Consider the following 17197-nt stretch of genomic DNA (forward strand, 5'->3'; position numbering starts at 1 on the left):
GCTCCAATAAACCCCTCCATCCCCCCGAATTCGGGCAACCACGGGGGGTTGCCCTAGGACTACGGGGAGGGACAAAACATTCAAAGTCAACCCCTACTCCCCTTTTTAAGGGGGATTTAGGGGGATCGAGACTCGACTACAAACGAAATGTATCAAGGGTTAAAACTTGAGTTGACAGCCTTCGGAAGCCACCGCCCAAATTAATGACCGCCCGCCGCCCCAGCCGCCCGTTTGAAAGCCTCATCCAGCACTTCCGAAAGCGTCGGGTGAGTGTGAACTCGGAATGCTAAAGAGTTCACAGAATCGCGCTGGGCGATCGCATTTGCCGCCTCTTGAATCAAATCCGAAGCGTGCAAACCAAAAATGTGAACTCCCAACAATTCCCCAGTATCTTTCCGGTAAATCACCTTCGCCATACCGTCGGTTTCACCCTCCGCAATAGCCTTAGAATTTCCCTTAAAATAACTCTTGACAGAAGCGACCTCAAACCCTTCGGCTTTTCCTAACTCCTTCGCCGCAGGTTCATTCATTCCCACATAGCTAATTTCCGGGTGAGTAAAAGCCGCCGCCGGAATGCTCAAATAGTCAACTTCGCGAGTGCGGCCGCAAATGTTTTCGACTGCTGCAATTCCCTGGGCAGATGCAGCGTGTGCTAACATCATTTTGCCATTAACATCGCCGATCGCCCACAAATTCGCGATCGGTTCTCCCGCCGCCAAAACCTGCATCTTATCGTTAACAGGGATATAACCGCGCATTGTTTCTACGCCAACAGTTTCTAACCCCAAATTTTTGCTTACCGGAACTCGGCCAGTCGCCACCAAACAAGCATCAACTTCCAAAGTTTCGACAACTTCCTTAGTTTTGAAATCAGCTAATTCAATAATTACCGGGGAACCGGGAATAATTTTCTTAGCCAACAAACCCACTTTTGTTTCAATATCGCGGGGTGCAATTAACACTCGTTCTGCTAATTTAGCAATGTCTGGATCAAAAGTCGGCATCAATTGATCGAGAGCTTCAATCATCGTAACTTCGCAGCCTAATGCTGTGTAAATATCCGAAAACTCTAAACCGATATAACCGCTGCCAATAATTGCGATCCACTTCGGTAGCGATTCCAATCTGACAGCATCGTCGCTAGTAAATACAGTTTTGCCGTCAATTTCTATCCCTGGAGGGACGAAGGGAATCGAACCGGGAGCGAGAATAATATCCTTGGCGGTAATAGTTTTCTCGCCTTTATCTGTTTCGACAGTAATTTTTTGAGCAGCGGCAATTTTGCCCCAACCTTGGATGATATCCACGTTTAAACGTTTGAGGCTGTTGGTTAAGTCGCCGCGAAGTTTGCTAACGATTGTGTTAGCGTGATTTGCGATCGCCCCGCGATCGAAATCCACGCTTCCCAACTGAATACCCAGCATCTTGAGGTGATGGGCATTTCGCAAATCCCGCACCCGCCCGGAAGCGGCCAACAGCGCCTTAGAGGGAATGCAGCCGCGATTGACGCAAGTTCCGCCCATATCGCCCGCTTCGATAATTGCCACTTTCAGCCCGCAGCTAACCGCGTGTATGGCCGCGCCGTGTCCGCCCACGCCAGCGCCGATAATTGCTAAATCGTAATCAAATCCCTGAGTCACCTTAAAATCTCCTAATGCCTTTGAAATCTTAGGACTCAAGCAAAAAACACCGTCTGTCCGTGATTTTAAGCTTGTAGGTTGCGATCGCAACCTTAGAACAGCGGTAATCGTTGCATAAGTCCTGTGTCCTTATTCTCGACTAGACTAGGGTTAATTAGACAGTAACTGAGATTTTTTTAGCGTCAACGATTTCGATCTCGGTGCGCCCCAAGTTTCAAATCACTGACTGGGCCGGTAAAGTTAGATAGACTTTGAGGGCTGACAATGCCGATTGATGTCAACAACCACGTCAAATGCAGTGCGGGTTTACTGTTTGATGCTATAGTCCCTGATCCCCCCTAGCCCCCCTTAAGAAGGGGGGAACCGGAAGTGCTCAAAGTTCCCCTTGTTAAGCCCTTCTTAAGCCTGATCCCCCCTACTCCCCCTTAAGAAGGGGGGAACAAGAGGCGGTCAAAGTCCCCCTTCTTAAGGGGGATTTAGGGGGATCTGGCCTCGGATCAAGGCAAAATTTCTCAAGGGTTTTAGCTGATTGGGGTTTTGATGTCTAAATATCTGCACGCGCGGGCGGACAGAGTTTCTCGGCAAGTTTTGAAGTCTATGGAGTGGCTTATGATGGAAGACGATGATTTGAAAGATTCACGCCGGGCCTCGGCTCAATCTTTTTTTCAGTCCCTGGATGAATTGTTTGATTATATAGAAGCTTCCAACCCTGATGTGGCACAGCCTCAGTCTCCGCAGCCTCAAGCTAAGTCTGCGAGTCAGCCTTCGAGTCCGCCGCAGAAGGCTAAATCTACGAAGATTAATTTGTCGGATTTTGAAGATGCGATCGCAGATTTAGAACAGTTTATCCAGAATAAGCGCCAGAAACGCCCGGAATCTAATCAATAGTTCGACACATTTTTAATTGATCGTGTCCGGCAAATGACGGATGATATATGCTGGCGGGCGATCGCCCCGGTTGGATTTTGCCGTTCAAGTGCGATCGGGCCAGCGGTTATACTGTGGTTAGTCTTTGTCTGTGAATTGTTTGGATAGGCGATCGAGTGCGGTGAATGCGGCTCAACCGACATAATTTATTATTTGAGATAGTGAATTAGTAGCTGACAGCTATTATTAGCGATCAAATGTCCTACAACACATTCAACTATCTAACTGGTGATAAAAATAGACACAGATAGTGAATTTTTTTCAAAGCATTTTTATCACTAATATCATGTCCCGTAGATTACAATCACAAAAACGGTTCGTAGTGCGGACTTTAGTCCGCTTTCATGTTGCGGACTGAAGTCCGCACTACGAACTAATCTTATTGTTGTCAATCGACCGGAAACGAGATTATTCCAAATCTGAGGAAATGTAAAAGCATTCTATTCGATTGTTACTTAACTATCTCAAATTGTGGGATCTTACTTTACCTGCTTAATTCATCCCTCTACTCTGCAACGCCTCAAAGCTTTAGGGTGCAAGAAAAATAGCCCTGCTAGCGTGCAACTGCACCTTCACATATCAATACGCTTGGGCTAATAACACAAAAGCGGTTGAAACCTCGTCTGTACAAGCTTGCAGCCGAGGAGTCCGGGTTGAAAACCGGGCAGTTAAAATTACGTTATTTTATTCAGTCCCCTCCGGCGGACATCGTTTGTGTAAACCTGGTTTCAACCGCCGTCTGTATCTGCACCGTATTGCTTCACATATTTTGATGATTCTTATCAGTAAATTTACGGATTGCGACAATTATTTAAGCTCTCCTATACGGATGTGGAAAACCGCTTTTTACAGGAATAAAAAAATTAAAACTTACGCATTGATCGCCAGAAACCGGGTTTTTACGAAAATACCCGTTGTTATCGGCAAATAAGGTAAAAAACGCGGTTTTTTTGTCGGAGTGCGTCCAGGAATAAAAAAAATATCAGATTTTTTTCCGGATCGAAGTTATTGACCGTGAAATGTTTCTTACAGTGACAGAGAACTATAGCCCAACGCTGAAATTTAAGTCACTTCCAATCCTTAATTACTAGCAAAAGAAAAGCTATGCCTACTTCTTTCAATGGTTCTTTGGGTCAAACCACTAATTTCACCAGCGTCAATGACCTAATCACAAAATGGCCGACTGCTGCCCAGAATCAAGGTATCAAACTGTCTGGGATAGCTTTTGATGGCGTGGAAACTGATTACCTTAATCCTCAAGCGATCGCCAACCTCACCTTACCAACGAATGAAAATCCTAAAAGCTGGTTGAGTTATGGCAGTAGCCCTGGTATTGGTGTCCCATCTTCCTATGATGGTTGGTTCACCGACACCACTAAAATTCGGGCGGAAATCAACTATAATCCCAATACCAATCAATCTCAGGCGCTAAAGCTGAAATGGGCAGATAACCAAGACATTACTAGCGCGACGATCGACCTTAGCGCCTTGAGTCCCAAAACCAGCCCAGGAGTCGGCGATCAAGGTAATGAAGTTGGTTTGCTGCAAATCTTTAATAATGGGACTCTGGTACCGACAAGCAATTTTACTATCACTCGTCTCAACGCTCCGACCGCTCCAAAACCGATTACTGCCGGTGCAGATGGAGTGACTTTCATTGGCGATCGCACAGATGGCAGTTTCCAATTCAAGATAGAATCTGCCACCAACACTGCTTTTGACGAACTGCGGTTCTCCACCAAAGCCTACGACAGCCCCACCGCTGCCTACGTCGCCACCTCTTTCAAAGACGATAGTTCCGACTACCTGGTACGGAAGATTGACTATCAAGGGACTTCAAATCCACCTAGCCTTCAGTTTAGCGCCCCAACCTTCAGCGTCAACGAAAACGGGACAGCGGTTGCAGCCGTAACCGTGACGCGCACGGGTGGCAGCGCTGGCGCAGTCTCAGCCACAGTGAACTTGACCAATGGTACTGCTACAGCCCCTGGTGATTACAACAATGCTGCCATCCCTGTCAATTTTGCTGATGGGGACACAGCACCCAAGACTATTACCATTCCCATTGTCGATGACACCTTGGTCGAAGGTAACGAAACTGTCAACTTAACTTTGGCAAGCCCTACAGGTGGTGCAACGATTGGGACGCAAGGTACTGCCAGTTTGAGCATAGTGGACAATGACACTCTCCCTGTCGGCACCCTGCAATTTAGCGCCCCCACCTTCAGCGTCAACGAAGATGGGACTCCGGTTGCAGCCGTGACAGTCACTCGCACAGGTAGCAGCACGGCTGCCGCCTCAGCTACGGTGAACCTCACCAATGGTACTGCTACAGCCCCTGCTGATTACGCCAATACTGCCATCCCTGTCAATTTTGCTGCTGGGGATTCTGCGCCCAAGACGATCGTCGTTCCCATTGTCGATGACACTTTGGTGGAAGGTAACGAAACCGTCAACTTAAGCTTGACCAATCCGACAGGCGCTACGATTGGGACGCAAGGTACTGCCAGTTTGAGCATAGTGGACAATGACACTCTCCCGACCAGCACCCTGCAATTTAGTGCTCCTACCTTCAGGATCAACGAAAATGGAACGCCGATCGCAGCCGTAACAGTCACTCGTACTGGCAGTAGTGCCGCTGCTGTCTCAGCGACGGTGAGCTTGGCCGATGGTACTGCTGTTGCGCCTGATGATTACGGCAATAGTCCGATCGTTGTCAATTTTGCCGCTGGCGATTCTGCACCCAAAACGGTCAATATTCCGATCGTCAACGATACTTTGTTCGAGGGTAACGAAACTGTCAATTTAAGTTTGATTAACCCGACAGGTAATGCCACGATTGGAACCCAAAGTACCGCCGTTACGACCATCGTAGACAATGACAGCACCCTGCAATTTAGTTCCCCTACCTTTAGTCTCAACGAAGATGGAACGCCGATCGCAGCCGTGACAGTCACTCGCACTGGTGTAACCTCTGGTACAGTCTCAGCCACCGTCAGCTTGGCCGATGGTACTGCTACAGGCGGCCTTGATTACAACGGTAATCCGATCGTTGTTAGTTTTGCCCCTGGCGATTCTGCACCCAAGACTGTCAATATTCCGATCGTCAACGACACTTTGGTGGAGGGTAACGAAACTGCTAACTTAACTTTGGGCAGCCCGACAGGCAACGCCTCGATTGGAACCCAAAGTACGGCCACTTTCGACATCATAGACAATGACAGCACCCTGCAATTTAGTGCTCCTACCTTCAGGATCAGAGAAAATGGAACGGCCGTTGCAGCCGTGACAGTCACTCGCACTGGCAGTAGTACCGGTGCAGTTTCAGCTAGCGTGAACCTCAGTAATGGAAGTGCTACAGCCCCTGCTGACTACGACAATACTGCCATCCCTGTCAATTTTGCCGCTGGGGATTCTGCACCCAAGATAGTTAATATTCCCATTATCGATGACACTTTGGTGGAGGGTAACGAAACTGTCAATTTAAGTTTGGTTAACCCGACCGGCAATGCCACGATTGGAACCCAAGGTACGGCCGTTACGACGATCATAGACAATGACAGCACCCTGCAATTCAGCGCCCCGTTCTTCAGTGTCAACGAAAATGGAACGCCTGTTCAAGCCGTGACAGTCACTCGTACTGGTAGTGCTGTCGGTGCAGTCTCAACTTTCGTGAACTTGTCCGATCTTACTGCTACAGCAGGCTCTGATTACACCAATGGTTTAATCGCTGTCAATTTTGGTGCTGGGGATTTAGTACCCAAAACCATCACCATTCCCATTTTCGATGACACTTTATTTGAGGGTGACGAAACTCTCGGTTTAACTTTGGTTGGCCCGACGACAGGCAATGCGACAATTGGAGCGCAAAGCAGCACCGTTTTGACCATCATAGACAATGACCCAGCCCCCCCGGCACCTATAGCTCCGCTGCTGAAAACGGCAAGTAGTCTCACTTTGACAAACGACGATCTACTCGACGGTGGTCTGCGAAAGAATTCCAGCTTTGGGGCTCCGGCGCAGGGAACAGCAGCTTTGGTGAACAAATCTATCGCCGACGAGCTACTGATGGGTGGCGGAATCGGAGCCTCTAACGTCGGGATTAATTCCAACTCAGTCTCCAACTTCGGTGTCGCCGCTAGCTGGTTGAATTCACTCACAGACCCGAAGCTGATGTCTGGTTTTGTCGCCTTGAACAACCAATTTGCTAACTAGGTCTTTTGACTAGCAATTTGCGTTAGTGGGTTTTAATCATTGGTGACAACTTTCTGGCATTGTCACCAATGTCAAGTGGGAGAGGCAGACAGAATATTTAAATGCTGCCTCATCCTGGCTTGATGCTGATATAGCAGTTGACAGTTGACAGTTGACAGTTGACAGTTGACTGTTGACAGTTGATAGTTGACAGTTGACTGTTGACAGTTGACTGTTGCATAATGGGAATCAAATCATTGATGGTTGACGGGTATCGGCTCTATTCCTGAAGTTATTTATGTTCTCACCGATGTGGCGGTTGCTATATTTGGATTTCAGACTAAATCCCATTATCAAGATGCTGTGAAAAAAAACCTTTGTTTGGTCTTTGAATTTTAGTCAACAAGCCCTATTTAAATTTTATTGAAGACTGTTTTACAAGCATCAAGCGGTATAATTTAGATTTTAATTTCCTAAATGTTTGATTGACATATCGACCGCAGATGTAAGGCAGATAAACGCAGATGCTTTTCAAGAATTTAAACCGAATGGATGTCATGCAAATCTATTAATTGAATTTACTATTAATAGCTTTATTTTTGAGCTTTGAGTGCTGCGGTAATTGCCTCGATCGCACTTCGATCGCCCCATCGCCCACAGCACTCAAAGGCAGCTCCCACTCATCAATATCATTGCGGTACTTCACCGCAATATCAGCACCATTAATAATCGCCCCCAATAGCCGCGGCCCCGATTTGTGCGAATCCTCATCATCAGATTCCAGCAACTGATCCGCAGCCTCAGACAACATACTCGCCAAAGTATAACCAGCCCGCGCCACCAAAATTATACCGTCCGTATACGGTTCCAGCGTCAGCGCGTCATTGCACTCGCTCAACGCCGGAGAATCCACCACCACAAAATCAAAGCGGTTGCGAACATCCTCAAACAACCTCCGCATTTCGCTCGATTCCAGTACCGCCGAAGCCTGCCGCAAAAAGCCCGGACTCGGCACCACGTATAGATTTTCTACCTCTGGAACCAAATGGACACACTCGCTGATATTGCCGTAATAGTGTAAAGGTTCCACCGCCGCTAGAGGATCTTGAGCGATTCTCAAAGATTCTACGTTAGAAGCCGATCGCAAATCTGCTTCAATTAACAACGTCCGTTTACCCGATCGAGCCGACGCAATTGCCAAATTGTAAGCACTAAAACTTTTCCCCTCCAAACCGGCCGCCGAAGTCAGCAACACCACCTTCACCGGTTTGTCCCCAATTCGGCGCAAATTAGTCCGCAACCGCTCGTAAAAATCCAAATAAGGTGAATTCGGCTCCAAAGCCAGAGGCATCTCCTCCCCATAGGAATCAAACACAATTACTTCAGGCAAAACAGCCAGTATCGGCACCTCTTTCTCCACCAAAGCCGCCCGCACTTCTTCCCAACTGTAAAACTTGCCGTTGAGCATCCCCAACAAAAATATCAACCCGCCGCCCAGCAGCAATCCCACAAATCCGCCCACCGCCAGCATCACCGGCCTACTTCTCTGGCTTGAGTCAACATCATCAGCTTTGGGCTCTTGGGAGACGATCAAACTCCCCGTTGTCTCAGCTATCGCTGCCTCAGCATCTACCAAAGCCGACTGCATCTTATCGTAGAGAGCTTTTTTCAGCGCCACTTGCTGGGCTAACCGCCCTTGTTCTAACTGCTTGTTGGGAATTGTTGCGTATTCCTGGCGTAATAGCTGTTCAGTTTTCTCGACTCCTTTGAGTTGCTGTTGCACCGTATCCTGCTGCGTTTGCAAAGCAATCAAACTTTGAGCTAACTGCTGTCTGGCCGGGTCTAAAGAAGAGTCTATCCGAATTCGATCGGCACTTCTGAGCGGAGCCGCCACCCCGTTACCCCCTAGCACCTCCGACTGTCGCTGCTGCAACTGCTGCTCAAAAGCTAGTTTTTGTTTGAGCAATTCCACAATTTTCGGGTGTTCCTCCTGCAAGTCGCTGCGCAGAATTTTGAGCTGAGATTCGATCGAAAACAGTTGCACTCGCAGTTGCGCAATAATTGGATCTGCCGACAGTGCTTGAGCCACGTAAGCTTGCTCCACATTCAATCCCAAGCGCTCCTGCAAGCTTTTAATTTGAGCTTCTATTGCTCCCAACTGCACGCGGAGTTGTCGCTGCTGCTGTTCGGTGCCGATAATCGCTTGCGGCAAAGTACCGCTCTGAACTGCTAAAATTGAAGTTCCTTCTTGTTTTTCGTAGGCTTCAAGTTTTGCTTCCACCTCCCTGAGTTCCTGAGTTACTTTCGGCAAACGCTGTTTAATTTGGTCGATCGTTGTTCGCAGTCTAGAAGTATTAGAATTTTTGCTGTAAGCCTCCATTTCCTTCATCAGCGCCTTTACTACCGCTTCTGCTTTTTTGCGATCGGCATTTTTGTACAATACTTGAATCAAAGCGCTGGGGTCATTATTCTTAGTCGGCATCTTGATCTGCACGTTGTCTGCCAGCTTTTTAGTCAAAAGTTGTAATTTTTTTTCCGCTTCTTCTTTATTTACTATTGCCGCTTCTTCTTTGTTTAATTTTTTTTCTGCTTTGATGAGTTTTTCTGCTACTGGTTTAAGCACCTTCTCTGTATCCAGCAGCATATCTTTAGTTATTTCTTGTCCTTCCTGTTGAATTTTAGTAGTAGTCGATGAAAAAATCACGCTCGGTCTGAGGTAGGTCAGCGTACCTACAGCAACGTAAACCGGCGCCGGAGTTGGCTGCCCAGCCACTACTCCCGACACGCCCACACTCACCGCGAGAGTGGCCAGTCCCACCCACTTATATTGGTCAAAAGCAATTAAATAACGTTTAACAACTGATAAAGTCATGACGATTTTAGATTTTAGATTTTAGATTGAAGAATTGCCAACGATAAATTATAACTAAGTATGTCGGAGCCAAAAACATAGTATCTGGTAGGTTCGGGTTTAGCTAAAAATCTTTGATAGAAGTGACTTTACGAATACAAAACCCGCCCTCTAACGATAAATCATAACTAAGTATGTCGGAGCCAAAAACATAGTATCTGGTAGGTTCGGGTTTAGCTAAAAATCTTTGATAGAAGCGACTTTACGAATACAAAACCCGCCCTCTTTACTAATGACTAATGACCAATGACTAATGACCAATGACCAATGACCAATGACCAATGCCTAATGCCCAATGCCCAATCCCTCCGCTTCGCTTCGCCCAATCCCTCCGCTTCGCTTCGCCCAATGACCTGTTTGGCCAATGACCTGTTTGGCCAATGCCCAATGCCCAATGCCCAATGCCCAATGACTACCTATTATTATTGGATGGCCCAAACAAATTTGTCACCCCATTTCTTAATTGCTCGAAGAACAGAATAAATCCCAAAGTATCGCGGAATGGTCGAGTAACAGTATTGATTGCATAACCAACGCGCTCTACCAGATTTCTACCAATCACAATCACATCATTATCTTCCAGCATCGGGTTCTGAGAAACATTTCCCTCCAAAGCAGCTTTCGCATCTATCTTGCGGTTGATTGCTCTACCTTGCTTTTGGTCGAACCGAATCAGGGCCATTTTCCGCAAGTCAGCTAGATTTACAGGTAAGTTGTTGATAGCATCCAAAAACTTGCTGCCATTTTCTAGGTAGAACGAAGTCAAACTACCACTAGCGTAACTCAAAACTCGAACGTAGATCCTGGGCTTAATCAGCGTAGACCGCGCCACCAGAGCTTTGTCGTAGTCTAGGTTTTTGATACTAGCGTCCAATTCCGGGATCACAATCACATCTCCCGATGCCAAAGGAAAATCGAACAAATCGTTAGCCTTTGCTAAGGGAGTGTAGAGGTCGAGGGGTTGCTCCACCGAGGAGCCGTCTACCAGCGTCCGCCGCACTCGCACCGCCCGCAAATCGGCTTTTCCCGTGACTCCGCCTGCAATCGTCACAGCAGCGGAAATTCGACCAGAACCCACCGGAAGCGTGTAAAAACCCGGTTTGCCGACTTCTCCAGTGATCGTAACTTGGACGGGGACAGCCGCAGCGGCTAGGCTGTACCTGGATGCTAAATCTTGATCGGATTTGCGATCGGCTGTAATCTGTTTATACGGTACGACGATCGCATCTCCATCTTCCAAACGCAAATCCGGCGGAGCAATACCAGTTTGCAGCGGCGTCAAAATATCAACAACTTGCTCCGCCACAGCGCCACCAGGCAAAGTCCGCCGCACCCGCACCGCCCGCAGTTCGGCCGTCGGAGTCGTCCCAGCCGCCGCAGCCAAAGCCGCCGGAAGCTGCGGAGTTTGCAGCGGATAAAAACCAGGTCTCGCCACTTCCCCCGTCACCGTCACCACTACCGGGCGCTGAACCAGCAAAGCAGTCGAGACTTGAGGATTTTTGATAAATTGGGTGAATCGCTCTCGGAGTCGCTGCTGTGCTTCTTCGACGGTAAGGCCGCGCACATTTACTGTGCCGATTAATGGCAGTACAATTACCCCTTCAGGGCTGATAGCACCTGTAAAATTTAGCTCTGGGAAGCGCTGAACTTGAACAGAAATCTGGTCTCCAGGGCCCAAGCGGTAAGGCCGATTCCGAAAAGCTGGGTTAATTTGTCTGTTGAAGTTGGCTGGCGGTGGCGGTACGCGCAGTGGTGGTGGTGGTAAGAACTGTTCAGAACTAGGAACAACAGATTGGGCTAAAGCCTTTTCGGAAAAAACTTTGCCGTTAAAGCCCCAGAATACAGCAGCAAAAGATAAAGTCCAAGCAGTTGAGTGCAGACCAGCCAAGGAAAAAGCAACGCGATTTTTGATTGTGAATTTTTCCCGCATTTTGAGGGTATAAAAAAGGGTTATATTTTGAATAATTCGCTGATTTTTAAATTTCATGTCCGCAAGCCTGCACTTAAATTTTATATTTTTTCTACTCTCCAGCCGGACACGGCAATGCCGTTTCCCTAAAGATGAGATTCTCTAATTTATCTGTAGCAATATTTTTTATAATTGGTATTACCTCTTGATTCTTCTAGCCCGCGGAGGCGGTCTTTGTTTGTATAGAAGCGATTTCAATCGCCCTCTTGATTAAACTCAGAAAGTTTCTGCCATTAATTGAGCTTGAACACTTTGACTCAGAGATTCCAGCAGCGGTTCAACTATCTTAATATCGTCCTGCGGTTGAATCGGAACGATGATACTGACAGCAACCCAAGAGGCGCGGCGGTTCGACAGTCTAGCAATGCTGTCTTCCCAAAACCAGCGGCTGGTTGCTGGAGAACCCCCATTAGGCCAAGCGTACCACTGCACGACAGCAAAAGTTTGTTGGGAAGTCCAGCTTCGGAAAAACCGGGCCTCGACGGTAGGCGATGGCTTGTCGGATGTTGGCGCTAATTTAACTGTAAACCTCAAAGTGCGATGAGAATCTGTTTGCCACCGGTGAAATCCATCGATATCTAGCCATTCTACTTGTGGCTGGTTTTTGGGGTCGTTTTGAGGCATCAGCAATAAAATGGCAATTGTTTGATGATTTTTGATTTCTTCAACTAACCATCTGTGACCGCCAATTTGGACGTTATTCTGGACGCTAATCACCTGCCAGCCGGGAAGTCTCATCCCGTTTTGGCGCAAACTTTTCAATTGCTTGAGGTTTGCAACTGTCGGCGGGTTTGTCCAAGGCCACCTTCCCGTCGCGTAGCCGGGAATTGCTACTACTCCAACCAGTACCAGCAAAAACACCAGTACCACAATTTTAGATAATTGGTACCGCCGCAGTAGTTTCCGTGCTGAAATCATTTGTTTCATGAATTGGCAGACTGGCTGGGGAAATACTTTTCCATCCCGTTGATGAGAAGTACCAATAAGCCTAGTATACAAGCAGAATACAAGTCTCCGCCCCATCCGGCGTGCAGCCAAGTAAAAAGTCTCTCTCTTTCGGTTCCGTGAAAATAAGTCAGCAAAGTGTTGCGCAGAATGTTGGAAGTTATGCTAATAATAGATGTAGCCACTAAAAACAAAATGCTTTTTTTGTGGGAACTCCAAACACCCGTCCAATCCAGTAGAATTAAGCTGACGTAAAGACTGGTAAACAGCATTTTCAAGCCTGCACAGTGGGGCGCAACTTCGACAATGCGATCGTTTACGTACAGATAAATTTCTTCGACTCTGACGTTGAGACCAACCTTAATTAATATCCAGCCTGATGCTTCAGCAATGAAGTGCTGCAACGGCAATGCGTAGGGTTCTATGAGGTAAGGAATGTGGTTTGGCGAGGCCAAAAATACGAATAAAAGTGGCATTCCCTCCAATTTTAATCCGGGAATTCCTTTTAAAGATAAGCAAATGCTGGCTAGCATTAGTGGCAGGGAAAAATTCACCAAATCGCTTAAGCGACTCAGATAAAAAAGCGTCGCTAGTACCAGGAAAAAGCTTCCCAAAGGATGCGGCGAGTTGGGCAAGCGCAGCCAGCAATTTCGGTTCATCCAAGCAATATAAGCCGCGTAGGGCAAACCAATTATTCCGTGGCTGAAGTATTCGTGTTCGATGCTGATATTTTTGTTAAGCCAGCCGTCGTACCAGTGTACTAGCAGGGGGGCGTACAGTAGCACTAGGAGTACCGTGATACCTTCCCCCAGGAGGTATCGCTTGAGAACAATGCGAATTCTGCGCTGGATGTGCATGGTTTGAGAAGTTTTGAGATTGTCGCGCGAGGGTTCACAACGCGAAAGGGATTGTGAACTGTGAGTTAAAGTTTGTTAATTCCCAACTCCAACGCTTTGAGATCTCCACCCTATGGCTTGCAACACCATCAGCATAACTTTTATAAACAATTAAGTAAATCCACCTAATTAAAGGTAAAATACCGATCGCTAAAAAGCCTGCTGTGTATGTCTTCTTCTGTCTTCCGTCTTCCTTCTGTCAACTGTCAACTCTTCCTTCTGTCAACTGTCAACTGTCAACTGTCAACTGTCAAACGATCGCCCGATCGCCCCTACAACCTGCTCAATCTGAGTATTACTCAATCCGGGATAAATTGGCAATGATAAAATCTGTTGGCAGAGAGTTTCTGCGTGGGGGAAGTCGCCCGGATTGCCTAAGTTTTGGTAGGCTGGTTGCAGGTGGCAGGGTACGGGATAGTGGATGCCTGTTTCAATGCCTTCTTGGGCGAGTTTTTGCTGGAGGGTATTGCGGTCGATGGGGCTTTTCTCAGTAATTTGGATCGCATAGATGTGATAAATGTGACCTGAACCGCTGTGATTGGCGATCGGTACAATGCCTTTGTGTTTCAGCGGCTCTAATAAAGTATTGTAATGTTGGGCGGCTAAGTTGCGATCGCGATTCCATTTTTCCAAGTAAGGCAACTTCACGTTGAGCACGGCGGCTTGCAAATTATCAAGGCGACTATTAGTGCCAATTTTAGTGTGCAAATATTTTATTCGTGCTCCATAATTACGGAGAGTTCGCATTTCTTCTGCGATTTTTGCATCATTAGTAATTAACATCCCACCATCGCCAAAGCAGCCGAGGTTTTTGCTGGGATAAAAGCTGAAGGCGGCAGCTTTCCCAATGGCACCGGCGCGGTATCCTTCTCTTTCGGCTAAGTGCGCTTGGGCGGCATCTTCAAAAATTATTAAGTTGTGGCGGTTGGCAAAATCTAAAAGCTGACTGGGCGATACCATTTGACCGTAGAGATGTACGGGGATAATTGCTTTAGTTTTTGAGGTAATCGCTGTTTCGGCTGCTGTGAGGTCAATCAGGGCGGTTTCCGGGTCACAATCTACCAGGATAGGTATTGCTTTGGCTTGAATGACCGCGATGATGGTGGCGATAAACGTGTTGGCGGGGATAATAATCTCGTCGCCCGGATTAATGCCGCAAGCTTGGAGTCCCAGGGCGATCGCATCAGTTCCGCAAGCCACTCCTACACCGTATTGTACTCCAGAAGCTGCGGCAAATGCTGTTTCAAATTCTGCCAGTGCTTGACCTAAAATAAAGTCTCCTCGCTCAATAATTTTCCCAAGTGTTTCTGTTATTTGGGATTGAATTGGTTGGTGTTGCAGGGAGAGGTTGACAAAAGGAACTTTTTGTGGGTATAAACTCATAAATAATCTGACTAGCAATTATTTATATTAACATTAAATTTGCCCGATGTATGATTTGCAATTAACACATTTTTCTGATCGTCAAATTCGCTTATAATTATGAAAATGTTTTTTTTAACCGCAGAGAACACAGAGAGCGCAGAGGAATTAGGAGAGGAGGTTGATCGCACTTTTTTGCTGTCTTGTAAATCAAATCATTTTTTTGATAATATAGAATCAGAGATTTTTTTGATGGGCAAAATTATGGAATACAAAAAACTAGGCGAAAGCGATTTATCAGTATCTGAAATCTGTTTGGGTACGATGACTTACGGCCAGCAGAACACCGTTACAGAAGCAGCGCAACAGCTCGATTTGGCAATTTCCCGAGGAATCAACTTTATCGATACGGCAGAAATGTATCCGGTGCCGGGAAAACCGGAAAGTCAGGGAAAAACCGAGGAATATATCGGGGAATGGCTGGTGAAACAGCAGCGGGATAAGGTTATTATAGCGACGAAAGTGGCGGGGAGAAGCACTCGATTAAAGTGGATTCGGGAAGGTAAAAATCAGATCGATCGCCCAAATGTCGAAAAAGCGCTGAATGACAGCCTGAAGCGCCTGCAAACTGACTACATCGACCTGTATCAGATCCACTGGCCCGATCGCTACGTGCCGCTATTTGGCGCGCCGGACTACGATATTACTCAAGAACACGAAACTGTACCAATTTTAGAACAATTAGAGGTATTTGCTGACTTGATTAAAGCTGGCAAAATCCGCTATTTGGGTTTGAGTAACGAAACGCCTTGGGGAGTTTGCGAGTTTTGCGAATTGGCGGAAAAACACGGTTTGCCGAAAGTTGTTTCGATTCAGAATGCTTTTAGTTTGAGCAATCGGACTTTTCACATGAATTTGGCAGAAACTTGCCGTTTTAAAAATGTGGGATTGATGGCTTACAGTCCTTTGGCTTTCGGGCTATTAACTGGTAAATACTTGAATGGAATACCGGAAAATTCGCGACTGGCTTTGTTTGCTGGATTCGGTCAGCGTTACGATAAAACTAATCTGAATGATGCGGTGAAAGGATATATTGAGATTGCTCAAAAACACGGTTTGAGTCCGGCGCAGATGGCTTTGGCCTATGTGCGATCGCGCTGGTTTGTGACTAGCACAATTATCGGTGCCACATCGATCGCACAACTTGAGGAAAATCTCAGCAGTTTGGATGTGACGCTCTCTGAAGAGATTGTAGCAGAAATTAATTCTGTGCACGCTAAGTATCCGAATCCGACGCCTTAATCCTAATTTGTAGGTTGGGTTGAGATAGGGAACCCTAGGTTTCACTTCGCCCAACTTACTACTTTTTTAAGATCGTGTCTGTGGTTTATGGTTATCCTGTAGATTGTTCAATTTTGTCCTAATTAAATAGGAGTAGTCGCCATGAATAGTAGTCAAAAATTCGATATTAGATTAACAGAACTTTTCTTAGAAGAAGATTGGGGAATTGCTCCAGAAGATCCATTAGGAGAACTTTCTCATTTTGAAATGGGATGGTGGCGTTTCTGTTTTGAATACAACCATAAAGTTTTAATTGAAATAGGTGATGAGAAAAGACAGGTATTTTTAGACCCAGATATTTGTATGATGATTGACAATTACTTTCCCAAGGAAATTTTTAAGCTATCACAAGGTCAAAAAATAGTAATAACTTTTCCTGAAAGTTCCTTCGCTATTACGTTAGTACCCATCGACAATCAGATTAGCTGCACATTGAGAAAGTTTGGATATTCATGCTGGGAAAAGCAGTTTGAGTGCGATCGCGCTCAAGTATTAGATACCCTCAGAGGGTTTCTGACTGAAGTGATGCAGCTAGCGGTAGATAAGGGTTTCATCACAGCCGAGGAGAAGGATGAGTTTATTCGTCCGGCTTTTTCTGCTGGAAATATCGATGCTGTAGCGATCGGGCAGTAGGCGATGATGGAGTATTGAAACCGCAGATGCACGCAGATTAACGCGGACTACCAACTGATCGAAAAAGCAAAAAATCTGCACCAGATAGAGTTATCCCTCCTAGCTACCGTAATCGATGGCTTGAGCAAACTCAATGGTTTTCCTGTCGGTATCGGAGAAGTGATCGTACTTATCCCTGATATTTCTGACGAAGAGTTGGAAAACTCAGCTTGGGAAGCTTCCCAGTATTGACAACTGAACGAACTGCTGCAAATAAATCTCGCCCCCATTCTGAATCGCGGGCGCCGATCTTAAATTGTTAATGACCGAAAAGCGAGATGCAAGCCCCTGGCTTTAGACATGGGGATAAGTCGGCAGCGGTTTCAACCGCCTTCAGTAT

10 protein-coding genes are annotated in these 17197 nt (G+C 46.6%); 4 read left to right on the forward strand and 6 right to left on the reverse strand.

Going from position 1 to position 17197, the window contains the following annotated elements; genetic code table 11:
- Nucleotides 1–200: 200 nt before the first annotated feature.
- Complete coding sequence (lpdA, locus tag QUB52_RS15595) at nt 201–1640, reverse strand: dihydrolipoyl dehydrogenase (RefSeq protein WP_332973341.1); 1440 nt, start codon at nt 1638–1640, stop codon at nt 201–203.
- Between the two features lie 540 nt (nt 1641–2180).
- Between lpdA and QUB52_RS15600 the strand changes: the two genes are divergently transcribed.
- Together QUB52_RS15600 and QUB52_RS15605 are read left to right on the forward strand one after the other, a co-directional pair.
- Nucleotides 2181–2528 carry a hypothetical protein gene (locus QUB52_RS15600; RefSeq protein ID WP_265235312.1) on the forward strand — a complete coding sequence of 116 codons (348 nt, stop codon included), beginning with the start codon at nt 2181–2183 and terminating at the stop codon, nt 2526–2528.
- 1143 nt (nt 2529–3671) lie between these two features.
- Complete coding sequence (locus QUB52_RS15605) at nt 3672–6782, forward strand: beta strand repeat-containing protein (protein ID WP_332973342.1); 3111 nt, start codon at nt 3672–3674, stop codon at nt 6780–6782.
- A gap of 547 nt (nt 6783–7329) precedes the next feature.
- Here the strand turns inward: QUB52_RS15605 and QUB52_RS15610 are convergent.
- The 5 genes from QUB52_RS15610 to QUB52_RS15630 all read right to left on the reverse strand — a co-directional run bounded on the left by QUB52_RS15610 (nt 7330) and on the right by QUB52_RS15630 (nt 14865).
- Complete coding sequence (locus tag QUB52_RS15610; protein ID WP_332973343.1) at nt 7330–9633, reverse strand: polysaccharide biosynthesis tyrosine autokinase; 2304 nt, start codon at nt 9631–9633, stop codon at nt 7330–7332.
- 451 nt (nt 9634–10084) lie between these two features.
- The gene (locus QUB52_RS15615; RefSeq protein WP_265235309.1) at nt 10085–11659 is read right to left on the reverse strand and encodes a polysaccharide biosynthesis/export family protein; all 1575 of its coding nucleotides are present in this window, start codon (nt 11657–11659) and stop codon (nt 10085–10087) included.
- A gap of 198 nt (nt 11660–11857) precedes the next feature.
- Nucleotides 11858–12568, reverse strand: a complete 711-nt coding sequence (locus QUB52_RS15620) for a cyanoexosortase B system-associated protein (protein ID WP_332965772.1) — start codon at nt 12566–12568, stop codon at nt 11858–11860.
- On the reverse strand, nt 12565–13443 hold the full coding sequence (gene crtB, locus QUB52_RS15625) for a cyanoexosortase B (protein WP_332973346.1): 879 nt from the start codon (nt 13441–13443) through the stop codon (nt 12565–12567). Before crtB ends, QUB52_RS15620 begins: the two co-directional genes overlap by 4 nt.
- A gap of 282 nt (nt 13444–13725) precedes the next feature.
- Nucleotides 13726–14865 (reverse strand): DegT/DnrJ/EryC1/StrS family aminotransferase, encoded by a 1140-nt coding sequence (locus QUB52_RS15630; RefSeq protein ID WP_332973347.1) that lies wholly within the window; start codon nt 14863–14865, stop codon nt 13726–13728.
- Nucleotides 14866–15108: 243 nt separating this feature from the next.
- Here QUB52_RS15630 and QUB52_RS15635 point away from each other — a divergent pair, with 243 nt between their 5' ends.
- Entirely contained in the window at nt 15109–16146 is a 1038-nt protein-coding gene (locus QUB52_RS15635) for an NADP(H)-dependent aldo-keto reductase (protein WP_332973349.1), read from the forward strand.
- 141 nt (nt 16147–16287) lie between these two features.
- A complete protein-coding gene (locus tag QUB52_RS15640; protein ID WP_265235304.1) occupies nt 16288–16818 on the forward strand; it encodes a hypothetical protein in 531 nt (176 codons plus the stop codon).
- Nucleotides 16819–17197: the final 379 nt, after the last annotated feature.

This window comes from Microcoleus sp. A6-C6, from assembly GCF_036705955.1.
Classification (GTDB): Bacteria; Cyanobacteriota; Cyanobacteriia; order Cyanobacteriales; family Microcoleaceae; genus Microcoleus.